The sequence below is a fragment of the Pseudomonas sp. MPB23 genome (genome assembly GCF_046605395.1).
In the GTDB taxonomy this organism is placed as follows: domain Bacteria; phylum Pseudomonadota; class Gammaproteobacteria; order Pseudomonadales; family Pseudomonadaceae; genus Aquipseudomonas.
In genome coordinates this window covers 5,935,827-5,958,962 of sequence record NZ_CP176771.1, presented here as the reverse complement: position 1 = coordinate 5,958,962, position 23,136 = coordinate 5,935,827, and the positions used below count along the sequence as shown (strand labels likewise).

Annotated in this window: 22 protein-coding genes; 9 read left to right on the top strand and 13 right to left on the bottom strand. The window is 60.1% G+C overall.

Going from position 1 to position 23,136, the window contains the following annotated elements:
- The first annotated feature begins 80 nt into the window (after positions 1-80).
- Positions 81-989 (top strand): LysR family transcriptional regulator, encoded by a 909-nt coding sequence (locus ACLH0J_RS27070; RefSeq protein ID WP_411389835.1) that lies wholly within the window; start codon positions 81-83, stop codon positions 987-989.
- On the opposite strand, the gene ACLH0J_RS27065 is transcribed toward ACLH0J_RS27070, so the two are convergent.
- The 9 genes from ACLH0J_RS27065 to ACLH0J_RS27025 all read right to left on the bottom strand — a co-directional run bounded on the left by ACLH0J_RS27065 (position 986) and on the right by ACLH0J_RS27025 (position 8,626).
- Positions 986-1,471, bottom strand: coding sequence for a DoxX family protein (locus ACLH0J_RS27065; RefSeq protein ID WP_411389834.1), 486 nt, complete (start codon positions 1,469-1,471; stop codon positions 986-988). The genes ACLH0J_RS27070 and ACLH0J_RS27065 overlap by 4 nt on opposite strands.
- Positions 1,468-2,244, bottom strand: a complete 777-nt coding sequence (locus tag ACLH0J_RS27060; RefSeq protein WP_411389833.1) for a DUF2063 domain-containing protein — start codon at positions 2,242-2,244, stop codon at positions 1,468-1,470. The genes ACLH0J_RS27065 and ACLH0J_RS27060 overlap by 4 nt, the downstream gene beginning before the upstream one ends.
- The gene (locus ACLH0J_RS27055; RefSeq protein WP_411389832.1) at positions 2,241-3,119 is read right to left on the bottom strand and encodes a DUF692 domain-containing protein; all 879 of its coding nucleotides are present in this window, start codon (positions 3,117-3,119) and stop codon (positions 2,241-2,243) included. The genes ACLH0J_RS27060 and ACLH0J_RS27055 overlap by 4 nt, the downstream gene beginning before the upstream one ends.
- A gap of 23 nt (positions 3,120-3,142) precedes the next feature.
- Entirely contained in the window at positions 3,143-3,448 is a 306-nt protein-coding gene (locus tag ACLH0J_RS27050; protein WP_411389831.1) for a DUF2282 domain-containing protein, read from the bottom strand.
- Positions 3,449-3,631: 183 nt separating this feature from the next.
- Positions 3,632-4,333, bottom strand: a complete 702-nt coding sequence (locus tag ACLH0J_RS27045; protein WP_010563576.1) for an ABC transporter ATP-binding protein — start codon at positions 4,331-4,333, stop codon at positions 3,632-3,634.
- Between the two features lies 1 nt (position 4,334).
- A complete protein-coding gene (livG, locus tag ACLH0J_RS27040) occupies positions 4,335-5,102 on the bottom strand; it encodes a high-affinity branched-chain amino acid ABC transporter ATP-binding protein LivG (RefSeq protein WP_411389830.1) in 768 nt (255 codons plus the stop codon).
- Positions 5,099-6,352 (bottom strand): high-affinity branched-chain amino acid ABC transporter permease LivM, encoded by a 1,254-nt coding sequence (locus ACLH0J_RS27035; protein WP_411389829.1) that lies wholly within the window; start codon positions 6,350-6,352, stop codon positions 5,099-5,101. Before ACLH0J_RS27035 ends, livG begins: the two co-directional genes overlap by 4 nt.
- Positions 6,349-7,272, bottom strand: a complete 924-nt coding sequence (gene livH, locus ACLH0J_RS27030) for a high-affinity branched-chain amino acid ABC transporter permease LivH (protein WP_058425229.1) — start codon at positions 7,270-7,272, stop codon at positions 6,349-6,351. Before livH ends, ACLH0J_RS27035 begins: the two co-directional genes overlap by 4 nt.
- A 226-nt stretch (positions 7,273-7,498) precedes the next feature.
- Positions 7,499-8,626 (bottom strand): branched-chain amino acid ABC transporter substrate-binding protein, encoded by a 1,128-nt coding sequence (locus tag ACLH0J_RS27025; protein ID WP_411389828.1) that lies wholly within the window; start codon positions 8,624-8,626, stop codon positions 7,499-7,501.
- Positions 8,627-8,967: 341 nt separating this feature from the next.
- Here ACLH0J_RS27025 and ACLH0J_RS27020 point away from each other — a divergent pair, with 341 nt between their 5' ends.
- Positions 8,968-9,270 (top strand): DUF2288 domain-containing protein, encoded by a 303-nt coding sequence (locus ACLH0J_RS27020; RefSeq protein ID WP_411389827.1) that lies wholly within the window; start codon positions 8,968-8,970, stop codon positions 9,268-9,270.
- 2,009 nt (positions 9,271-11,279) lie between these two features.
- The gene (locus tag ACLH0J_RS27015) at positions 11,280-11,498 is read left to right on the top strand and encodes a DUF5954 family protein (RefSeq protein WP_411392899.1); all 219 of its coding nucleotides are present in this window, start codon (positions 11,280-11,282) and stop codon (positions 11,496-11,498) included.
- A gap of 497 nt (positions 11,499-11,995) precedes the next feature.
- Here the strand turns inward: ACLH0J_RS27015 and ACLH0J_RS27010 are convergent, their stop codons facing one another.
- Entirely contained in the window at positions 11,996-12,364 is a 369-nt protein-coding gene (locus tag ACLH0J_RS27010) for a YkgJ family cysteine cluster protein (protein ID WP_411389826.1), read from the bottom strand.
- A 253-nt stretch (positions 12,365-12,617) separates the two neighbouring features.
- Between ACLH0J_RS27010 and ACLH0J_RS27005 the strand changes: the two genes are divergently transcribed.
- Entirely contained in the window at positions 12,618-13,964 is a 1,347-nt protein-coding gene (locus ACLH0J_RS27005; RefSeq protein ID WP_411389825.1) for a spinster family MFS transporter, read from the top strand.
- A gap of 61 nt (positions 13,965-14,025) precedes the next feature.
- Here the strand turns inward: ACLH0J_RS27005 and rapA are convergent, their stop codons facing one another.
- Positions 14,026-16,872 (bottom strand): RNA polymerase-associated protein RapA, encoded by a 2,847-nt coding sequence (gene rapA, locus ACLH0J_RS27000; RefSeq protein ID WP_411389824.1) that lies wholly within the window; start codon positions 16,870-16,872, stop codon positions 14,026-14,028.
- 218 nt (positions 16,873-17,090) lie between these two features.
- Here rapA and ACLH0J_RS26995 point away from each other — a divergent pair, with 218 nt between their 5' ends.
- The 3 genes from ACLH0J_RS26995 to ccoM all read left to right on the top strand — a co-directional run bounded on the left by ACLH0J_RS26995 (position 17,091) and on the right by ccoM (position 18,038).
- A complete protein-coding gene (locus tag ACLH0J_RS26995) occupies positions 17,091-17,432 on the top strand; it encodes an aspartate-semialdehyde dehydrogenase (RefSeq protein WP_411389823.1) in 342 nt (113 codons plus the stop codon).
- Positions 17,433-17,619: 187 nt separating this feature from the next.
- Positions 17,620-17,778 (top strand): hypothetical protein, encoded by a 159-nt coding sequence (locus ACLH0J_RS26990; protein ID WP_321142861.1) that lies wholly within the window; start codon positions 17,620-17,622, stop codon positions 17,776-17,778.
- A gap of 143 nt (positions 17,779-17,921) precedes the next feature.
- The gene (ccoM, locus tag ACLH0J_RS26985) at positions 17,922-18,038 is read left to right on the top strand and encodes a cytochrome c oxidase subunit CcoM (protein WP_010563588.1); all 117 of its coding nucleotides are present in this window, start codon (positions 17,922-17,924) and stop codon (positions 18,036-18,038) included.
- A gap of 156 nt (positions 18,039-18,194) precedes the next feature.
- On the opposite strand, the gene ACLH0J_RS26980 is transcribed toward ccoM, so the two are convergent.
- Positions 18,195-19,670 (bottom strand): inorganic phosphate transporter, encoded by a 1,476-nt coding sequence (locus ACLH0J_RS26980; protein WP_411389822.1) that lies wholly within the window; start codon positions 19,668-19,670, stop codon positions 18,195-18,197.
- 313 nt (positions 19,671-19,983) lie between these two features.
- Positions 19,984-20,184 (bottom strand): hypothetical protein, encoded by a 201-nt coding sequence (locus tag ACLH0J_RS26975; protein ID WP_010563590.1) that lies wholly within the window; start codon positions 20,182-20,184, stop codon positions 19,984-19,986.
- Positions 20,185-20,748: 564 nt separating this feature from the next.
- Between ACLH0J_RS26975 and pcaR the strand changes: the two genes are divergently transcribed.
- Both pcaR and ACLH0J_RS26965 read left to right on the top strand, forming a co-directional pair.
- The gene (gene pcaR / locus ACLH0J_RS26970) at positions 20,749-21,591 is read left to right on the top strand and encodes a pca regulon transcriptional regulator PcaR (RefSeq protein WP_012722667.1); all 843 of its coding nucleotides are present in this window, start codon (positions 20,749-20,751) and stop codon (positions 21,589-21,591) included.
- Between the two features lie 141 nt (positions 21,592-21,732).
- Positions 21,733-23,073 carry an MFS transporter gene (locus tag ACLH0J_RS26965; RefSeq protein ID WP_411389821.1) on the top strand — a complete coding sequence of 447 codons (1,341 nt, stop codon included), beginning with the start codon at positions 21,733-21,735 and terminating at the stop codon, positions 23,071-23,073.
- The last annotated feature ends 63 nt before the right edge of the window (positions 23,074-23,136 follow it).

Genomic DNA, 23,136 nt, shown 5'->3' with positions numbered 1-23,136 from the left:
TAGGTAGCGAGTCTAGAGTGGCTTTTTGACGGGATAAACGTGCTAATAGGCAACCTTTGGTTTTCAAATGGAAACAATCCATGAGCGAGATGGATGACCTGGCGGCCTTTGCCGTACTGATTGAAGCCGGCAGCTTTACCGTGGCGGCCGAGCAACTGGGGTGCAGCAAGGGCCAGTTGTCCAAGCGCGTCAGCCAATTGGAGGCACAGTATTCGGTGGTGCTGCTGCATCGCACCACCCGCAGGCTCAGCCTGACCGCCGCCGGTGCGGCGCTGTTGCCCCAGGCCCAGGCGCTGGTGGTGCAAGTGGATCGCGCCCGTCAGGCACTGGCCCGGCTCAAGGATGATCTGGCCGGGCCGGTACGTATGACGGTTCCAGTGTCCCTGGGGGAAACCTTCTTTGACGGCTTGTTGCTGGAGTTTTCCAAGCAGTACCCGCAAGTGCAGATCGAGCTGGAGCTCAACAACCGCTACCGGGATCTGGCGCGGGATGGTTTTGACCTGGGGGTGCGCTCCGGCGCCATTGAAAACGAGCGTCTGGTGGCCAAACCGTTGCTGGCCTGGCACGAGATGACTTGCGCGAGCCCGGCTTACCTCGAGCAATACGGCGAACCCCAGACCCCCGCAGACCTGGCTACCCACCGTTGCCTGTTGAATAGCCACTACAGCGGTCGCGAGGAGTGGCTGTACCACCAGCAGCATGAATTGTTGCGGGTACGGGTCAGCGGTACGTTTGCCTCCAACCACTACAACTTGTTGAAGAAGGCTGCCCTGGTGGGCGCCGGTATCGCCCGTCTGCCGTCCTACGTGTTACCGGCGGAACTGGCTGACGGCCGATTGCGCTGGCTCCTGCGCGATTATCAGACGAGGAGCATGCCGATGTACCTGGTCCACCCCTATCAGGGCGGCCTGCCAAGGCGCACCCAGGTGCTGGCCGACTATCTGGTGGATTGGTTCAAGCGCAGCGGCGAAGCCCTGGATCGACTTTAGCGGTAGCGGCGGGCGATCCAGTGATCGATGGACAGGCGTCCCGGGCCCTTGGCGACCAACAGCAACAACAACGCCAGCCAGGTGCCGTGTGTCGGGTAGGCTTCGGGGTAGATGAACAACTGGATGACCAGGGTCATGCCGATCAGGGCCAGGGCCGAAAAGCGCGTGGCAAAGCCCAACAGGATCAGCACCGGGAAAAAATGCTCGGCAAACGTTGCCATATACGCCGCCACTTCCGATGGCAGCAAGGGCACGCGATATTCGCTGCGAAACAGAAACAATGTGGAGGCCGCGAGCTTCGGTTCGCCGAACTGGAAGGTGCCGCCGACCAGGTCAATGGCAAAGCCTTCGACCTTGGTCTGTCCGGACTTCCAGAACACCGCGGCAATGGAAAACCGTGCGAGGAAGGCGATCAGGCTGTAGGGGATGCGCTCGAAAAGTGCGATGGCCCGCTTAACCGGGCACGATGGGGATGTGTTCATGGCGATACCTTTTGTTTCGGGTGTAAATGCGTAATGGCGTCGTGGCTGATCAGCAGGGTCAGGCACTGGTGCAGGTCGAATTCGGCGGAGGCTTCGAGGGCGTGGGTCACTGCCGTTTCCAGCGCTGCCCCCCGCTTGAGGCTGTCGATGAACGCGACCGAACCGCTGTCGATGGCGAACACCTTGACCCCCAGGCCTTGGCGCAGCACCAGCGCGCCTTGGGCGTGCCAGGGATTCAACGTGGCCATGGCGCCCTCGGTCTGATGGGCCGCCCATACCGCCACCACCCCATAGGTGGAATTCAAGGTGGCGAGGGAGGGATGCAACTGCAGGCGCAACTGGCCCAGGTTCTCCTGGTTTTGCAGGGCATGCACAACGGTTGGCGGGTCCAGCGGCTGAGCATCCGCCGCGTGATAGGCACGCACTCGCAGGCGTTCAAGCCGTGCGACATCGGCGAGGTAGGGCACGCTGGCCGCCGGTTCAAAACCCTGGATGAAATCGGCGAAAGCGCTGCCGTACTCGCTGATCAGCGGGCTGCCGGGAGGGTTCGTCTGCACGAAGAGCCCCGCCATGGCGCGAAAGAACCTGTCGCCGACCAATTGCGCTGTCACCGGATAAGCCGTTGCCAACGCGTTGATCAACGAGCTGTGCACATTGTTGCGGTACACCGCAAAACGGCTGGCGGGGTCGGCACCGTTACTGCTGAACAGCCCATCGGGGCAGGTCCGGTCGAGCGTCAGCAGGGCGCTGGCAAAATCTTCTTGAAGGCTCATGGGCGTGCCTGCGACAAGTGCCAGTCGGCATGCTCGGCTTCGGCCAGCAGCACGCTGAACGCCGGCAACTGGTTATCCCGCTCGATCAGCGTCGCCACTGGACCGATGCGCGACAGAACCTGTTCGTACAACTGCCAAACAGCGTTATCGATCGGCGCGCCATGGTCATCGATCAGCAAGCGATCGCCGAGGCTGTCGGTGTCTTCGGCAAAACCGGCGAGGTGAATCTCACCCGCCGCGTGTAACGGCAATGCATCGATATAGGCGAGCGGGTCGCGCTGGTGGTTGATGCACGACACATAGACGTTGTTGACGTCCAGCAGCAGGCCGCAACCGGTGCGACGGATGACTTCGCTGATGAAGTCGGTCTCGTCCAGGGTGGAGCGTTGGAACTGCAGGTACGTCGATGGATTTTCCAGCAGCATCGCTCGCTTGAGCGTGCTCTGTACCTGGTCGACGTGTTCGCATACCCGGTTCAGGGTGGCGGTGTCGTAGGCCAGGGGCAGCAAGTCGTTGAGAAACACCGGGCCGTGGCTCGACCAGGCCAGGTGTTCGGAAAAGGACTGGGGTTGATAGCGTTCAAGCAGTGCCGCGAGCCGTGCCAGGTGGTGACGGTCAAGTTCGCCTTCACCGCCGATGGACAGGCCCACGCCGTGCAGCGACAGCGGATACTGCTCGCGGATCAAGCCCAGGTAGTGATGAAACGGCCCGCCGGCCACCATGTAGTTTTCGGCGTGCACTTCAAAAAAACCGATGTCGGGAGAGGTTTCGAGCACTTCGGTGAAGTGCTCGTTTTTCAGCCCGAGTCCGGCCCGACAAGGGAGGCCAGGCACCTGAGCCGGTGAGGGCGTTTGCAGGGATGAAAGCGTCATCATCAGTACTCAGGCTGCGCCGGGTTTCAGGACTTGGCAGCGAATGCAGCTTCCTGGCCGAAACCAGTCGGCGAGGTGGAGCTTGGGGTTTGGGTGCAGGTGCCAGCCGGGACCAGTTTCCAGGCGTCGGCCTGGTCTTTGGTTTTTGAGGTGCCGGCGCAGGAAGTACCGGCGCCAGCAGCGCAATCGTTCTTGCCGGCTTCGGCGACGCCAAAGCATTTCTGCATGTCGTCGGCAGCGTGGGCGGTGGTGCTCAGGGTGGACAGGCTCAGGGCTGAGCCCAGGGCCAGGACGAGGGTAGCGGCGGACAGTGAACGGGTTTTGGTGGTCATGGTGCAGCTCCAGCAGTGGATTGAGGGGCGGGCTTGAGTGCCTGCTTACACCACTAGAGGCGGTATGGCGAATTTCGTTACAGGCCAGCCGGAAATAATTCTTCAGGTACCACGCAAAACAAATGTGGGAGGGGGCAAGCCCCCTCCCACATTAAGGTCCGGTTCATCCAGCAACCGGTTTTTTTAACCGCCGAGGTAGGCCTCGCGCACCTTCGGATCGGTCAGCAACTGCTCGCCGGAGCCTTGCATCACCACCCGGCCGTTTTCCAGCACGTAGGCACGGTCGGCGATTTTCAGCGCCTGGTTGGCGTTTTGCTCCACCAGGAACACCGTCACCCCGTCCTTGCGCAGTTGTTCGATGATGTCGAAGATCTGCTGGATGATGATCGGGGCCAGTCCCAGGGACGGTTCGTCGAGCAGCAACAGCTTGGGCTTGCTCATCAGTGCGCGACCGATGGCGAGCATCTGCTGTTCGCCGCCGGACATGGTGCCGCCGCGCTGGCTGAAGCGTTCCTTGAGCCGAGGGAACAGGTGCAGCACCTTGTCCATCTGCTCCTGATAGTCGCCCTTGTCGGTAAAGAACCCGCCCATGGCCAGGTTCTCTTCCACGGTCAGGCGCGAGAACACCCGGCGACCTTCCGGTACCACAGCGATGCTTTTGCGCATGATGTGCGATGACTGCTGGCCCACCAGCTCTTCACCCATGTAGCGGATGCTGCCGCTATGGGCCTGCGGCGAACCGCACAGGGTCATCAGCAAGGTCGACTTGCCGGCGCCGTTGGCGCCGATCAGCGTGACGATCTCACCCTGACGCACTTCGACGTTGACGCTGTGCAGGGCCTGGATCTTGCCGTAGAAAGTGGAAACGTTTTCGAATTGCAGCATTTTACGCTTCCCCCAGATAGGCTTTGATCACTTCGGGATTGTCGCGGATCTGCTCCGGCGTCCCGTCCGCGAGCGGCGTGCCCTGGTTGATCACCACGATATGGTCGGAAATGCTCATGACCAGTTTCATGTCGTGTTCGATCAACAGCACGGTGGCGTTGTTTTCCTCACGCAGCACGCTGATCAGCGCCTTGAGGTCTTCGGTTTCCTTGGGGTTCAGGCCGGCGGCCGGTTCGTCGAGCATGAGGATCCGCGGGCGGGTCATCATGCAGCGGGCGATTTCCAGGCGACGTTGCTGCCCATAGGCCAGGGTGCCGGCAGGGCGGTTGGCGAACTCGGTGAGGTTGACCTTGTCCAGCCAATACTCCGCGTATTCCATGGCCTCGCGTTCGCTCTTGCGGAACGCCGGGGTCTTGAAGAGGCCTGCGAAGAAGTTGGTGTTCAGGTGACGGTGCTGGGCGATCAGCAGGTTTTCGACCGCGGTCATGTCCTTGAACAACCGCACGTTCTGGAAGGTCCGCACCACGCCCTTGCGGGCGATTTCGTGACCGGCCAGGCCCTGGATCGGTTGGCCATCGAGAAGGATGGTGCCGCCGGTCGGCTTGTAGAAGCCGGTGAGGCAGTTGAACACCGTGGTCTTGCCGGCACCGTTCGGGCCGATCAATGCCACGACCTGTTTCTCTTTCACGGTCAGGGCCACGCCGTTGACCGCCAGCAAGCCGCCGAAGCGCATGCTCAAGTTTTCGACTTTCAGGATCTCGCGGCTCATTTGCGCAGCTCCATGTGTGGACGTTGCATGGGCAGCAGGCCTTGAGGTCGCCAGATCATCATCAGCACCATCATGGCGCCGAACATCAACATGCGGTATTCGCTGAACTCACGCATCATTTCCGGCAGCAGGATCATCACGATCGCCGCCAGGATCACGCCCAACTGCGAGCCCATGCCACCCAGTACCACGATGGCGAGGATGATCGCCGACTCGATAAAGGTGAACGACTCCGGGGTCACCAGGCCTTGGCGGGCAGCGAAGAAGCTGCCGGCGAAACCGGCGAATGCTGCACCGAGGGTGAAGGCGGAGAGCTTGATGATGGTCGGGTTCAGGCCCAGGGCACGGCAGGCGATCTCATCTTCGCGCAACGCTTCCCAGGCGCGGCCGATCGGCATGCGCAGCAGGCGGTTGATCACGAACAGTGCCGCCAAGGCCAGCAACAGCGCCACCAGGTACAGAAACACCACCTTGCTCACGGGGTTGTAGTCGATCCCGAAGTATTCGTGGAAGGTCTGCAGGCCTTCGGCAGCGGTGCGGTCGAACGACAGCCCGAAGAACGTCGGCTTGGGGATGCTGCTGATGCCGTTGGGGCCACCGGTGATATCGGTCAGGTTGCGCAGGAACAGGCGGATGATTTCACCGAAGCCCAGGGTCACGATGGCCAGGTAGTCACCACGCAAGCGCAGTACCGGGAAGCCCAGCAGGAAGCCGAACGTGGCTGCCGCCATACCGGCCAGCGGCAGGCAGATCCAGAAGCTCCAGCCCAGGTAGTGCGACAGCAGGGCATAGGTGTAGGCACCTACCGCGTAGAAACCCACATAACCCAGGTCGAGCAGGCCGGCGAGGCCCACCACGATGTTCAGGCCCAGGCCCAGCAACACGTAGATCAGGATCAGGGTGGCGATGTCGACCGCACCGCGCGAGCCGAAGAAGGGCCAGATCAGCGCGGCGATGATCAGCCCGATGATGATGTAGCGCTGGGTACGCGGCAGGGTCAGGAATTGACTGACCTTGGGCGAAACCAGTGGGCCACGGTTGCTCTTGAACAAGGCGCCGACCTGCTGGGTGAACAGCACGCGCAGGAACATCAGCACCGAGCACAGGGCGATGATGCTCAAGGTCACGGGGCCGGTGCCATGCACTTCCAGGTTGATGCCGACGATGCTCAGTTTGAGACCGAGTACCGGGAACGCCACGGCCCAAACCAACAGGGCGCTGAAAAGCGCCGATTTAAGATATCTGCTCATACTTTCTCAACCTCCGGACGGCCCAAAATGCCGGTCGGACGGAACAACAGCACCAGAACCAACAGGCCGAATGCCACCACATCCTTGTACTGGTCGCCGAAGATATCGGCGCCAAAGGCTTCGGCCACACCCAACACCAGGCCACCGAGCATCGCGCCCGGAATGCTGCCGATGCCGCCCAGTACCGCCGCGGTAAAGGCCTTCAGGCCCACGAGGAAACCGGCGTTGGGGTTGATCACGCCGTACTGCATGCTCAAAAGCACGGCCGCGACGGCCGCCAGCGCGGCACCGATCACGAAGGTCAGGGCAATGATGTTGTTGGTATTGATGCCCAACAGGTTGGCCATCTTGATGTCTTCGGCGCAGGCCCGGCAGGCGCGGCCCAGACGAGAGCGGGAGATGAACAGGGTCAGGCCGAGCATCGCCACCAGGGTGACGACGAAGACCAGGACCTGCATGTACGAAATCAGCACTTCTTGTGCGCCACCCGGGCCGAAGGAGAAGCTCCCCGGGATCAGGTTGGGAATGGACTTGTCCTTGGAGTCCTGGGACAGCAATACGGTGTTCTGCAGGAAAATCGACATGCCGATGGCGGAAATCAGCGGGATCAAACGGTTGCTGCCACGCAAGGGACGATAGGCAACCCGTTCGATACTGTAGCCATAGGCACTGGTTACGACGATCGACGCAAGGAACGCGGCGGTCATCAGCAGCGGCAGGGAGTGGATACCCAGCATGGCCAGCCCGGCAAGGGCGATAAAGGCCACATAGGAACCAATCATGTACACCTCGCCATGGGCGAAGTTGATCATTCCAATGATGCCGTAAACCATTGTGTAGCCAATGGCTATCAAGGCATAGGTGCTGCCAACGGTCATCCCGTTAACCAGCGTTTGGAAAAAATGATAGATCTCAGGCATTACAGCGCTCCTAAAAACCCGATACGCATTTCACTGGTGGAGTCATTTCCGGCTCGGTGCCCTGTTCTGTGGCCAGGTTGCACGAAGCGTTTGCCAGCGAACCGCTGGTGACGGTTTTAAGATTTTCAGGTGAGCCAGCGCCCGGATCGCGGGTGACAGGCCCATAAACCTCGTAAAACAAAGCCCACTGCTCTCACAGTGGGCTTGTTGACCAGTAACGCCTGGCTTACTGAGGGGTAACTTCGGTTTTCGGCTTGCCGAAGTGCCATTCGTAGACCACGAACTTGAAGTCCTTCAGGTCGCCCTTGGCGTCGAAGCTCAGGTCGCCGGTTGGGGTCTTGAAGGTGCCCGCGTGAATGGCGGCAGCCACTTTGGCGGTGTCTTCGCTTTTCGCAGCAGCAATACCGCCGGCAATCACTTCAACCGCCGAGTAGGCCGGGAACACGAACGGACCGGTAGGGTCCTGCTTGTTCTTGGTGAACTCTTCAACGATGGCTTTGTTGGCCGGATCGGTGTCGAACGACTTTGGCAGGGTGACCAGCAGACCTTCGGAAGCATTCTGGGCGATCTGCGAGATGGAGTCGTTGCCGACGCCTTCTGGGCCCATGAACTTGGCGTTCAGGCCTTTTTCCTTGGACTGGCGCAGGATCAGACCCAGCTCAGGGTGGTAGCCGCCGTAGTAGACGAAGTCGACGTTGGCTTGCTTGAGCTTCTGGATCAGCGAGCCGAAGTCCTTGTCGCCAGCGTTGATGCCTTCAAAGAGGGCAACTTTCACGCCTTTGCTTTCAAGGGTCTTCTTGACGGCGGTGGCGATACCTTCACCGTACTGCTGTTTGTCGTGGATGACGGCAACGACTTTCGGCTTCACGTGGTCGGCGATGTAGTTGCCAGCCGCAGGTCCCTGGGCGCTGTCCAGGCCGATAGTACGGAAGACCAGCTTGTAGCCACGTGCGGTGATTTCCGGGCTGGTGGCGGCCGGGGTAATCATGATCACGCCTTCGTCTTCGTAAATGTCGGACGCAGGCTGGGTGGAGCTGGAACAGAGGTGGCCGACCACGAACTTGACGCCGTCGTTGACCACTTTGTTGGCCACGGCAACGGCTTGTTTCGGATCGCAAGCGTCATCGTATTCCTTGGCTTCGAGCAGCTTGCCGTCGACACCGCCCTTGGCGTTGATATCGGCGATGGCCTGCTTGGCACCCATGAATTGCATGTCGCCATATTGGGTCACCGGGCCGGTCTTGGGGCCGGCGATGCCGATCTTGATGGTGTCGGCTGCGAACGAATGGCCGGCAACCCCAGCCAGGACCATAGCGGCAAACAGTTTGGAAATCTGCTTAGTAGCCTTATTCATAGTGCTCCACTCTTACTGTTGTCTTTTTTATAGTTCTAGCGGCCTTGTGAGCTGTAGAACCGGATCGGATATGTCGGATATCCCCCCGGCAGTGCCCTGGCAACTGTACCGGTACAGTGTAGAGCGCCGGTTGATCGCTTGAAAAGCTGGCTGCTGGGGGCAAAACCGGGGCGTGTCGCTTAAATGAAAGAAAAAGACAGAATTGCGGCGGGGTGATGCCAGAGTTTCAGGCAATCCTTGGCTTTCCTGACACTTTCTATCGATAACTCATTTGCAACTGGGTTTTTCTACCTGACGCACGACGTTATGATTGCGCCGATTTTTTCTTCAGGTAGATGCCCATGACGCAAGAACCTAGCACCCTCTATGCCAAGCTGCTCGGTGAAACCGCCGAAATTTCCTGGAAGGAGCTTGAACCGTTCTTTGCCAAGGGTGCCCTATTGTGGGTCGATGCCAGCCTGGATTTGATCGAGGCCGCCGAGGCAATGGCCGAGGACAATCGTGACAAAGTCGCTGCCTGGCTGGCCGCAGGCAGCCTGGGCGAAGTGTCTGCGACGCGGGCATTGGACTTGGTCGAGCGTGATCCCGGATTGTGGGCGGTGGTGGTTTCGCCGTGGATTTTGATCCAGGAAAGGGCGCTATAAGCAATCGAAGCACTCATATGGTGCGCGCGTTGTGCGAGGCCAAGTGTGTAGCGGAGTAACCGCTGCAACGATGATGGCATGTTGCCGTGGAGAAAGGTCACAGGCGAGGGTGACGTTTACGTCATGGCAACAGTTCTGCGGGACGGGGGCCGTGGGAGGAATTGTTTCTCGTTGTAAGCAGGTTGTGATGGCGAGGGAGCACGCTCCCTCGCCACAAACGCCTAGGCCGTCTTGCCGGTATGGTTATTCAACGAAATGACCTTGGTCTTGCCGATGCGGTGACGGTAGATCTCACGCAGGTACTTGATTGCCTTCTTCACACAATCCCGTGACAGGCGAATGTCATTGATCGACACGAACTTCTCTTTGTCGTTGATCAACTCGCGGTACTTCTTCTCATACATCGGTTTGATCGCGTACCAGTTGGTGTCGAGGATCTTCGCCGGGTTTTCGAACTCGTTGAGCAGCTCGTCGATACGGTCTTCGTCGAATTCCTCGTGGATGATGAAATCCAGGATCGAGTTGTCCAGCGTGTCGTCGAAGCGGTACGGGTTGCGCGCGAAGCAGCGCTTGATAAAGGCCACGATCAGGGTGAGAAAGTCATCCGACAGGCAGGGGCTTTTCGCAATCAGGGTGGTCAGCGACAGGTTCGCCGAAGCGCCGATCACCAGGGCATAGCGCTTGAGGGTGGTGTTGGGGAACAGGCTGTTGAGGTGGGTCTTGAGCCGGTTCAGGTCCATGTAGGATAGCTTGTAGTCCTTGGGCAAGGACACGATCGACACCACCGACGAGCAGTTCTTGAAGAAGTGCAGGTCGTGCAGCGCCGCAGCGTCGTAGCCGGAGTTCTTGTACTGCTCCAGGGAGGCCTTGTAGCGCTTGGACTCGATCGGCAGCAGGCTGATACCTTCGATGGCCTGGGTGACCTTGTTGAAGTGCGGCAGGTCGATGGAGCGGAAGAACAGGTCGTCGATGTTAAGGCGCTGGGGTTCTTTGTCGAACACCTTGAACTTGTCGTTCGACGGTGTAGGGGTTTCCGGGACCACGGACTCGGCGTAGGCAATCGCCACCGGGCCGGCCAGGCTCATAAACAGGTCATTGGCGTCCAGGCGAATGGTTTCGCCGATGTCGATGCCGGCGCGACGGAAATAGTTCTGGTCGTAGTCGGTGGTCACGGCCTGGGCCGTAAGAATGTTGAAGATCTGTTGAGAGATGTACTGGTTGGCGTGTTTTTCCATGGCATTGACGTCAATGTTCTGGATGTTGCCGTCATCGCTCTCTTCGGCATACCGCATGATGTCGTTGGAAATCAGCATCATCGCGTTCCACGGCCGGATGCGGCCTTTCACGCTGGTTTCGCTGCTGTCTTCATTGGCGAAGTTGTATGAGAAATCCCATTCTTCTGACAGGTACTTGCACAGCAGCCGCCCGGCGTTGATGTGCAGCGCCTCGGACATTTCGCTGCGATGATCGGAAATATTCGGCAGCACGCAGATGCCGCTGGTGAAGATCGGCTCGAAGACAAAGGCGTGGCCGCTCTTGCTGTCGTGCTCGTCGGCAGGCTTGGTGTCGAACGTCTTGTTCATGTACGAGTGCTGCTGCGCCAGGCCGAACTCCGAGGCCATGCCGGAACCGGTACCGCCGCCGGCACTGAAGATCGAGAAGTACAGGCGCGACTGGTTGGCCTTGATGCCGCAGGAGTCGATCAGGTACGAGTGGATCATCTTCCAGTCGGGGCTGGAAAAGCGCTGGGTGTCTTTGTTGAGGATGATCTTGGCCAGGTACTGGCCCAGGATCGGCGCGTTACCGGCGCCACCGGCATGGACTTCCGACAAGTCCATGATTTTCATCTTGCTGTAGTCGCGCAGGAAACCGCTTTTTTCGCCCTTGCGCGAGAAGCGGATGCGCCCGGCGATGTCCTTGTCCAGGTCGCCCAGCATCACCAGCGGCTCCACTAGAAACACCGGTTTGCTGGCCTTGCCGCTGCCCAGGCGCAGGTTGTTGCGAATCCACTGGGCCGGGCTGTAGCCCTTGTCCAGCGTCTTGTCTTCGGTACTGAATTCGTTCAGGTAGAACTTGCGCGCGTTGTACACCAGTTCGGCCACGTCCAGCGCGATGTTCGAACCGCAGCGGCCCAGGCCGATCAGGCATACCGAGGGAAACTCCTGCTCGCTGCGCAGTTCGCCGTCGCCTTCCGCGTGGGGCGGGCGTGGGAACACCATGTCGCGTAGGCCGTCCAGGTTATCCAGGATGCGATCGGTGTTGGTTTCGGTGAAATACAGATACTGCTGGGTGGCCAGGGGACGGGCGGTGCTCAATGACTTCGAACCTGAGGGCTTTTCCGCAGGAGCTGGGAGCAACACGTCGGATACCACGGTGGAAGCGTTATTTTTAGGAGTCATTGTGCGCCAAGTGCCTGAGCGGACGGCTAAAAAATATCAAGTGGCCATCACGGAGTGAGAGTTCGCGACTTTACAGTGCGTCCTTGTCCGGGACGATCGGGCTTGACCCTGGTGTGCGCAGAGAAAACCTGGCCGGACTCTGATGAATCGGCCGTTTCTCGGCGTTCTTTAGGCCAAATGATGGCGAAATGCCAAAGATTAGGCGTCAGCGAATTGGCCTGAGGGTCGAGATGGCGTCGGTGTGGCCGTGGGAAGGTTGTTCCGGCGCGGGCTGGGTCCAGTTACGCAGGTCGCGCTCCTTGGGTTGCTGCGTCACTATTTGAGCGTTAAGCGCTGATGGGCAACTCCAGCTCTACGGGCGGTGCTTGCAGCGGTGCCAGGCCGAATGCGGCGCGGGCGGCGTCGCAATCGACGTTCTGCACGCCCTGGCTCCACGATGACTCGAACTCGCGGCAGACACTGGAACGCTGTTCATAGATCGAGCAACGGGTGGCCTGGCCGACCGTGCCCTCCAGGCTGCAGCAGCGTGCGGGTTTTTGGTCGGTGCCGATCATCGCCACACGGGTGGGGTTGATCTGTACCACCAGGTCGTCGGGTACCGTGCCCCCCGAGGAGGCGCACTCACCCCAGAAGAAAGACACACGGAAGTGTGAACAGCAGGCACCGCAATTCAGACACGGACTGGCTTCGGACATGGGCGTCATCGATCAGAAAGGTAAGAGGGGTTGTTACAGGAAGGCCCGCCATTCTAATCGCGTCATGGTCGTTGGGAAGAGGGGCGCTCACTTATATTTTTCGTAGGAAAAGCCGCGTGCTTGCGGCTGAAATCATGCCCTATCAGCTTTACGAATCATTACAGACAACCGCCGCCGGCCTGACTATGTTGCAGGGACCTGAGCAGGATGCATCGAGCATCGCAGCTCTCATAACAATAAAAGAGACGGACCCATGCAGAACTCGACCCAAGCGGCGAATGCCTGGCGCATTCTGTTCCTGCTGTTCCTCGCCAACCTGTTCAACTTCTTCGATCGCACGATCCCGGCGATCATCATCGAGCCAATCCGCATGGAATGGCACCTGAGCGACTTCCAGCTCGGCATCATCGGCACCGCTTTCACCATCGTCTACGCCATTGCCGGTTTGCCCCTCGGGCGCCTGGCCGACACCGGCTCACGCAGCAAACTGATGGGCTGGGGGCTGTTCGCGTGGAGTGGGCTGACGGCGGTCAACGGCCTGGTCGGCAGTTTCTGGACCTTCCTGCTGGTGCGCATGGGCATTGGCATTGGTGAGGCCAGCTATGCGCCGGCGGCCAATTCGCTGATCGGCGACCTGTTCCCGGCGCACCGTCGTGCGCGGGCCATGGGGATTTTCATGCTGGGCCTGCCGTTGGGGCTGTTGCTCGCGTTCTTCACCATTGGCGCGATGGTCAAGGCGTTCGACAGCTGGCGCGCGCCGTTCTTTATTGCCGCCATACCGGGGCTGATCCTCGCGATATTCATGTTCTATATCAAGGAGCCCAAGCGGGGTGCGGCCGAAACCGTGCAAGTCTCCCTGGCGCGCGTCGACCGCCCGATCCGCCGCGTGCTGGCGGTGCCGACCTTCCTCTGGCTGGTGCTGGCCGGGCTGTGCTTCAATTTCGCGACCTACGCGTGCAATTCGTTTCTGGTGCCGATGCTGCAGCGCTACTTCCTGATGCCGTTGCAGGAGGCGGCGGTTGCGACCGGTGTGATTGTGGGTGTCACCGGGCTGGTGGGCCTGACCTTGGGCGGTTGGGTGGCCGATAAAATCCATCAGCGGGTGGCCAACGGTCGCCTGTTGTTCGCGGCGTTCAGTCTGATTATCTCTACCGTCACTACGGCTTGGGCCTTGCATGCCGGGCGTATCGAGATTGGTGTGTTTGTCGCCCTGTTCAGCGTGGGCTGGTTGTTTGCCTACAACTTCTACACCTGCGTGTACACGGCGATCCAGGACGTGGTGGAGCCACGCCTGCGGGCCACGGCCATGGCGCTGTTCTTTGCCGGGTTGTATTTGCTGGGCGGCGGAATGGGGCCGATTGTGGTGGGGGGGTTGTCCGATCACTTCGCCCATTCGGCGATGTCTGCCGCCGGGGCGGAGCAGATGACCGAGGCTTTTAAAGCGGTGGGGTTGCATGACGCCATGTACCTGATTCCGGTGGCGCTGTTCTTGACCCTGCTGTTTCTGTTCCAGGCGTCGCGCAGTTTTGTGCGGGATGCCAAGCGGATGAAAGACGGACTGGTGGCGGTGGAGGTGCCGGCTGCTGCTGCGACGGCTTGAAACCATGAATAAAGAAGGCCCGCATTGCGCGGGCCTTCTTTTTAGCAGGGCAGAGCAGTAATCAACCCGCCACCAGCACCCGAATCGCTTCCAGTCGCAACGCGGCCTTGTCGAGCATGGCCAGGCCTTGCTCGCGTTGTTGGCGCAGGGCGACCAGTTCGCTGTCGCGCACGGTCGGGTTGACCGCTTGCAGCGCGGTCAGGCGTGCCAGTTCTTCGTCGGTGTCGGCAGCCAGGCGGCGCTTCGCCTCGGCCACACGCTCGGCGTGGCGCGGGGTGATCTTCTCTTCGCCAGCGTTGATCCGCGGGGTGAGTTGATCGCGCTGGGCCTGCACGAACTTGTTGGCGCTGGCCCGTGGCACGCTTTCCAACTGGTCGTTGAGGGTTTCAAACGACACGCGGCCGGACAGGTCGTTGCCATTGGCATCCAGCAGGCAGCGCAGCGCGGCCGGTGGCAGGTAGCGGCCCAGTTGCAGTGAACGTGGGGCAACCACTTCGCTGACGTACAGCAGTTCCAGCAACACGGTGCCCGGCTTGAGCGCTTTGTTCTTGATCAGCGCCACGGCGGTGTTGCCCATGGAACCGGACAGCACCAGGTCCATGCCGCCCTGCACCATCGGGTGTTCCCAGGTGATGAACTGCATGTCTTCGCGTGACAGCGCCTGGTGACGGTCGTAGGTGATGGTCACGCCTTCGTCGTCGCCCAGGGGGAAGCTGGCGTCGAGCATTTTTTCGCTGGGCTTGAGGATCAGGGCGTTTTCCGAATGGTCTTCGCTGTCGATGCCAAAGGCGTCGAACAGGGTTTCCATGTAGATCGGCAGGGCGAACTGATCGTCTTGTTCGAGGATCGCCTCGACCAACGCATCGCCTTCACCCGCGCCGCCGGAGTTGAGCTCCAGCAGGCGATCGCGACCGGTGTGCAGTTCCTGTTCCAGACGCTCGCGCTCGGCACGGGCTTCGTCGATCAGGGCTTGCCACTCGTCGTCGTCGGCATTTTCCAGCAGCGGCAGCAGACGCGGGCCGTATTGGTGCTGCAAGGCGTTGCCGGTCGGGCAGGTGTTGAGGAACGCATTCAGCGCCTCGTGGTACCACTGGAACAGGCGCTCTTGCGGGCTGGTTTCCAGGTAAGGCACGTGCAGTTCGATCACATGTTTCTGGCCGATCCGGTCCAGACGACCGATCCGCTGTTCCAGCAGGTCGGGGTGGGACGGCAGGTCGAACAGCACCAGGTGGTGGGAGAACTGGAAGTTGCGGCCTTCACTGCCGATTTCCGAGCAGATCAGTACCTGGGCGCCGAACTCTTCATCGGCGAAGTAGGCGGCGGCGCGGTCACGCTCAAGGATGTTCATGCCTTCATGGAACACCGTGGCCGGGATGCCGGAGCGCACGCGCAGGGCGTCTTCGAGGTCCATGGCGGTTTCGGCGTGGGCGCAGATCACCAAAACCTTGGTGCGCTTGAGCATTTTCAACTGGTCGATCAGCCACTCGACCCGTGGGTCGAAGCGCCACCAGCGGTTTTCTTCGTCGATATCCGGCTGCGACTGGAAACTGACCTCCGGGTACAGCTCGGCGTGTTCGCCCAGCGGCAGCTCGAGGTATTCGTCCGGGTTCGGCAGCGGGTAGGCGTGCAGCTTGCGCTCCGGGAAGCCTTGTACGGCGGCGCGGGTGTTGCGGAACAGCACGCGGCCGGTGCCATGGCGGTCGAGCAGTTCACGCACCAGGCGCGCGCTGGCTTCGGTGTCGCCATCGTTGACGGCGGTGAGCAACGCTTCGCCTTCGTTGCCGAGGAAACCCTGAATGGTTTTGTGCGCTTCAGGCGACAGTCGGCCCTTGTCCAGCAGCTCCTGCACGGCTTCGGCCACCGGGCGATAGTTCTCGCTTTCGGCGCGGAAGGCCTTCAGGTCGTGGAAGCGATTCGGGTCCAGCAGGCGCAGGCGCGCGAAGTGGCTGTCCTGGCCCAGTTGTTCCGGGGTGGCGGTGAGCAGCAGCACGCCAGGGATCACTTCGGCGAGTTGCTCGACCAGCGAATACTCGGGGCTGGCGTTGTCTTCATGCCACACCAGGTGGTGGGCTTCGTCGACCACCAGCAGGTCCCAGCCGGCGGCGAACAGCGCGTCCTGGGCCTTCTCGTCGTCCACCAGCCATTCCAGGGCGACCAGGGCCAACTGAGTGTCTTCGAACGGGTTGGCGGCATCGCTTTCGATGAAGCGTTCTTCGTCGAACAGCGCAACCTGCAGGTTGAAGCGGCGGCGCATTTCCACCAGCCATTGGTGCTGCAGGTTTTCCGGTACCAGGATCAGCACGCGGTTGGCGCGTCCAGACAGCAACTGACGATGGATCACCAGGCCGGCTTCGATGGTCTTGCCCAGGCCCACTTCGTCTGCCAGCAATACCCGCGGCGCGATACGGTCGGCGACTTCACGGGCGATGTGCAGTTGGTGCGCGATCGGTTGCGCACGTACGCCACCCAGGCCCCACAGCGAGGACTGCAACTGACGGCTGGTATGTTCCAGGGTGTGGTAACGCAGTGAGAACCAGGCCAGGGGGTCGATCTGCCCGGCGAACAGGCGGTCACTGGCCAGGCGGAACTGGATGAAGTTGGAGAGTTGGGTTTCCGGCAGGGTGACCTGCTCGTTCTGGCCATTGAGGCCGTGGTACACCAGCAAGCCATCGACATCGTCGACTTCCTGCACGGTCATTTTCCAGCCTTCGAAATGGGTGATGGTGTCACCCGGCGAGAACCTCACGCGGGTGAGGGGCGCATTCCGTAGCGCATACTGGCGCGTGTCGCCAGTGGCCGGATAGAGCACGGTCAACAAGCGGCCGTCCTGTGCCAGAACGGTGCCTAACCCCAGCTCTGCTTCGCTGTCACTAATCCAGCGTTGCCCCGGTTGATACTGCTGCGCCATGCTGCCTGACTCCCGCCGTGAAAAAGCCGACTATGTTAACGGAACAAGGTCCCGCGCCCAAGGACTCTGACAAAACTACTGCGTTGCGGGGGCGCTTCGGCAGTCGATTCGACGGGTGGCGGGCACTTGCGAGTGTGGATTGGGTCACAGGTTGGCGAGCCTGCGCTCAAGTCGCCCTGCAACCCGCCGACAGCCTGTTGATCAGGAGAATAATTATTATGTTTCCACCCATGCTGCCCGTGAGCGTCGTGCCGGTCACCTCTCAGCTCGATCCGGTGCGCCAGAAACCGGATATCCCGCCCGTGGTGCCCGTTCAGGCCAGCTCCAACGAAAGCACGATCGATCTGAAAAACGGTGATGCCGAGCAGTCGACCTTACTGCTGCGCGAAGAACAACGTCGCCAGCAGGAACAACAGAAACGCCGGCGCGAAGCCGATGAAGACCCGCAGGAGCACCTGGCGATTCCTGGCGATGTGCTCAACGCCGACAATACCGTGCCGGTGGTGCCGTTGATCGAAGACGCGCCGCGCCAGGGCCTGTGGGTGGATGTCGAGGTCTAATCGCGCATCCCCAGTCCAATAACGTTCCTGCCTCGTGTTACCCGACCCTGCCTGCAAAGCAACAGACAACTCCCTGGTTCAGCGCTTCGCGCTTTGGCGATGGCTGTGTTGCCGCCGGCTGATTTGCCGTGGAGTGGGGGACGTTGCATTATTGAGCCATTCCCGCCACGACGTAGTAAGCCAAGCCATGAGCGACGACAAGCTGATCGACCTGAATGCCGAACGTGCCAAACGTGTGCATGACCTCAATGACAAACGCCTGAATGAAGTGCGCCAGGCATTTGAGCAGGCGATGCCGTTGGGTAAAGTTAAGAAAAAGTCGAAAAACAAACCCAAAAAGCGTTGAAACAGCCTGCATCTATTGATGCAGGTCAGTTATTGCCCTTCTTTACGCCACGTTGCTGGCGACATTGATCCGCGTCAATTTTCCATTCCGCCTTCTCCATTAACTTAGCCCTATCGCAACAAGGCAAGTCCAGGAGGCCGGTCATGTTTATCGACAATGTGGTGTTCGCCGGAGTGCTGACTGTAGGCCTCATGGTGTTGTTTTTTGTAGGGTTTGGATTTTTTATCTGGAAAGACGCGAACAAGCGTAAAAAGCCGTAGGTCTTTCCGGGTTACATGAGCACGCAAGGCATTTTGGGCGACTTCGGTCGCCCTTTTTTTTGCCTGCTATTTAACGACGCTCATTAATACAGGCGCATAAAAAAAGGTGCGGTCTTCATCGAAGCCGCACCTTTTTTATTATTCAGCCGTAGTTTGTCAGTTGCCCAGCGCCGTGGACGCCAACCAGAACAGCCCGGCCGACAGGCCCACGGTTGCCGGCAGGGTCAGCACCCAGGCCATCAGGATGGTCTTGACGGTGCCGCTCTGCAGGCCGCTTTTGTTCGCGACCATGGTCCCGGCCACACCCGATGAGAGTACGTGGGTGGTCGATACCGGCAGGCTGAAGATATTGGCCAGGCCGATCATGCTGGCCGTGGTGATCTGGGCCGACATGCCTTGGGCATAGGTCATGCCCTGCTTGCCGATTTTCTCACCGATGGTCAGTACCACACGTTTCCAGCCCACCATGGTGCCCAGGCCCAGGGCCATGGCGACTGCGAGGATCACCCAGAACGGTGCGTACTCGGTGGTGGCGGTCAGGTCTTTGCGCAGTTTGTCGAGGTCGGACTTCTCACGCGGATCCAGGCCAGGCAACTTGCCGACTTTTTTCGCGGTGTCGTCCAGGCAGAGCAGGTAGCGGCGCACTTCAATGCGCTGATCGGCATTCAGCGAGTGGTAGTCGGAAACACCTTTCAAGGTGTCAACCAGTGCATTGATGGTGGGCTCGGTCTGCTGCGGGTTGCAGCGGAACTTGCCCGGCAGGTCATCCTTTACGCTTTTGCCCAGGGACAGGAACTCGCCCAGGGTTTCGTGATTGCGCTGGTAGAACTGGTTCAAGTGCACCGTGGCATCGCGGGTACGTTCGATCTGGTAAGTGGTGCTGCCCAGGTCGAGGACGAACTGTGCCGGCACGATACCGATCAGCACCAGCATGATCAGGCCGATACCCTTCTGACCATCGTTGGAGCCGTGTACGAAACTCACGGCCATGGCCGAAATCACCAGCACCAGGCGGTTCCAGAATGGCGGACGTTTCTTGTCGTCGACCTTGCGGCGCTGGTCCGGGGTCTTGTGCATCTTCGACAGTGGGCGCCACCATTTCAGAGCCATCAGCACCAGGGCTGCGACCAGGAAGCCGGCCATCGGCGAGAACACCAGGGAGGCGCCGATATCGATAGCTTTCTGCCAGTTCACACCGTCAGCCAGGGGAATGTCGTTGATCAGCGCATTGGCCAGGCCGACACCGAGGATCGAACCGATCAGGGTGTGGGAGCTGGAGGCGGGAATACCGAAGTACCAAGTGCCCAGGTTCCAGGTGATCGCCGCGGCCAATAGAGAGAAGACCATGGCCAGACCATGGCCGGTGTTCACATTGATCAGCAACTCCACCGGCAGCAAGTGCACGATGGCATAGGCGACACCGACACCACCGAGCAACACGCCGAGGAAGTTGAATACCCCGGAGAAGAACACGGCCAGGTGCGGCGGCATGGCTTTGGTATAGATGACTGTGGCCACCGCGTTAGCGGTGTCATGAAAGCCATTGATGAACTCGAAGGCAAGGACAAAGGCCAGGGCGAGCAACAGGCTCACTAGAACCCAAGCATCCAGTCCGCTGAATAAATCGATCATGAAGGTTTTCTGACCCGGTCGTAAGGGGGCGCGATTATGCCAGAAAACCTTGGTAATCGATGCACTAGCTGCTCATCGGTAACATTCTTCAATGAAAAAACAGCTAGGAAAGGCGTGCATCCCAGGGTTTTTGGGGGGTTGGCAAGTCTTTGATTTATAGGGCTGAGGGCGTGCAGGACGCGGATTTGTCACTCAAACGTCATGTCGGAAACATTTGTATGAGATTTCACTGAGGGCAGTGAGGTGCAAGGTTGCCGGTTGCTAGCTATGGGCTAGCAACCGAGGCCGAACCATGAGGCTCTAACCGAATCGCTTATGACTCTTCGGTTTTGAGTTCCTGTTCAATCTTTTGGATTTCCTGGGCAAATGCCTGGTCGAGCAGGCTGGCTCGCTTGCGCCATGGTTTGCGCTCAGGTTCAGGCTGGGCGGCGTAGGTGGTGACTTCCCCGCCGTAAACTTCCTTGTAACGTTGCTCCTGGCGCTCAAGTTCCGCGCGCAGTTCATCTTTCGTCACATTGCTACCTAATTGAGTTGAGTAATTACATTGCAGTGTTATGCCCGAATGCCGCCCTCGGGCTATTCAAAGTTGAATCCTTGCGGTGTTCAAGTTTGAACTAGGTGCGAGCGAGCACGTTTGAGTGCTGTCATTCGAAGCCGGTTGTTTTTATCGGCAATGCACGGCCTGTGCGTCACCGGGCGGGCTCCGGTGCCGATGATGAAATCCGGCGGACCCACACACAGGGTGCATTATAGCGGCGCATTTGAATAACACTATCAGCATAAAGTTAAAAAGCGTCAACGTTGTGTGAGGGTTTTGTTACTCGGGATCGTCGGTATGGGTGGAAAATTTGACGTCATAAGTTCCACATAACTATCGGCGTTATAAAACCTCGCTGAAACTTTGCAGGGCGCGCGCGGGTTGGCTTGCCGGTCGCTGAGATTGCCAAATTGCGATTATCGAATGATCGTCCGATAATCGCCCAATGTTGCCGGGCTTGCCTTGTGCATTCCGACCGACGCGGCTTGTAATAGCGGCCAAACCTCCCTTGCGGTTGACAATAAGAGAAAGGAACCCGACATGAACGATCAATTGCGCAACTCTTTTGCGTCAGCGGCGCCGCCGATCGTTGCCTCACCGGCCAAGCGTATCCAGGCATTCACCGGTGATCCGGACTTCATGACTTCCCTGGCCCGTGGCCTGGCCGTGGTGCAGGCATTCCAGGAGCGCAAGCGCCACCTCACCATCGCCCAGATCAGCCACCGCACGGAAATCCCCCGCGCCGCCGTGCGCCGTTGCCTGCACACCCTGATCAAACTCGGCTACGCCACCACCGACGGGCGCACTTATTCGCTGTTGCCCAAAGTCCTGACCCTGGGCCATGCCTATTTGTCGTCCACGCCGCTGGCGGTCTCGGCGCAACCGTATCTGGACCGCATGAGCGAGCAACTGCACGAAGCCTGCAACATGGCCACCCTCGAAGGTGACGACATCCTCTATATCGCCCGTTCGGCCACCACCCAACGCCTGATTTCCGTGGACTTGTCCGTGGGCGGACGCTTGCCGGCGTATTGCACCTCCATGGGCCGCATCCTGCTCGCGGCGTTGGACGACGCGTCGCTGCAGGATTACCTCGACCACGCCGACCTGCAAACCAAGACCAGCCGTACGCTGACCACCCCCGAAGCGTTGTTCGAATGCCTGCAACAAGTGCGGCAGCAGGGCTGGTGCATCGTCGACCAGGAGCTGGAACAGGGCCTGCGTTCCATCGCCGTGCCGGTGTATGACGCGTCGGGCCAGGTGCTGGCCGCGCTCAACGTCAGCACCCATGCCGGGAGGGTCAGCCGCAGCGAGCTGGAGCAGCGTTTCCTGCCGAGCATGCTCAGTGCCAGTCGTGAGCTGAGCGCGCAGCTGTTTGCCTAAGCTGTTCGGTGATCGCACAGATACGGGTGGGATGAATTGACGCTGTTTCCCCTGGCTCATTAAGGTGCGGCAGCGCTCTGGCGCTCCAATAATAATGACGACCCCAGGTCGTTGGCCCGCCATCGGTGTGGAATAAAAATAATGAATCAGCCTTCTGTCGGTTCCATCCTGGACGTGCAGTCCTTCATCAATGCCCAACCGCTGTCACGCTACCAGTGGCGTGTGGTGATCCTGTGTTTCCTGATTGTCTTCCTCGACGGCCTCGACACCGCCGCCATGGGTTTTATCGCGCCGGCGCTGTCCCAGGACTGGGGCATCGACCGCGCCAGCCTGGGCCCGGTGATGAGCGCCGCGCTGATCGGCATGGTGTTCGGCGCCCTGGGTTCCGGCCCGCTGGCTGACCGCTTCGGGCGTAAAGTCGTGCTGGTCGGTGCGGTGCTGGTGTTTGGTGCCTTCAGCCTGGCTTCGGCCTACAGCAGCAACGTCGACCAATTGCTGGTGCTGCGCTTTCTCACCGGCCTGGGCCTGGGCGCCGGCATGCCGAACGCCACCACCTTGCTCTCCGAATACACCCCCGAACGCCACAAGTCGCTGCTGGTGACCAGCATGTTCTGCGGCTTCAACCTGGGTATGGCGGGCGGCGGGTTTATCTCGGCCAAGCTGATCCCGGCGTTCGGCTGGCATGCCTTGTTGATGATCGGCGGTATCCTGCCGTTGATTCTGGCGGTGGTGCTGCTGGTGTGGCTGCCGGAGTCGGCGCGCTTTCTGGTGGTGCGCAACCGCGGGACCGACAAGGTGCGCAAAACCCTGTCGCCCATCGACCCCGGGATCGTCGCCCGGGCCACGGGCTTCAGTGTGCCCGAGCAAAAAACCGTCAAGGCGCGCAACGTATTGGCAGTGATCTTCTCCGGCACCTACAGCGCTGGCACTTTGCTGCTGTGGCTCACTTACTTCATGGGCCTGGTGATCGTGTACCTGCTCACCAGTTGGCTGCCGACGTTGATGCGCGACAGCGGTGCCAGCATGGAACAGGCTGCGTTCATCGGTGCGTTGTTCCAGTTTGGTGGGGTGCTGAGCGCGGTCGGTGTGGGATGGGCGATGGACCGGTTCAATCCCCACAAGGTCATCGGCACCTTCTACCTGCTGGCCGGGGTGTTTGCCTACGCGGTAGGGCAGAGTCTGGGCAACATCACCGTGTTGGCGACCCTGGTGCTGATCGCCGGGATGTGCGTCAACGGTGCGCAATCGGCCATGCCGTCCCTGGCTGCCCGTTTCTACCCCACCCAAGGTCGCGCCACCGGTGTGTCGTGGATGCTCGGCATCGGCCGCTTCGGGGCGATCCTCGGCGCCTGGATGGGCGCCACATTGCTGGGCCTGGGCTGGAACTTCGAGCAGGTGCTCACGGCGTTGGTGATTCCGGCCGCCTTGGCCACGGCCGCCGTGGTGATCAAAGGCATGGTCAGCCATGCCGACGCCACCTGAGGCGACCATTAGCTAGACAACAATTCGTTCGATAATCGAACGCTGAGTCGATTATCGGATTGT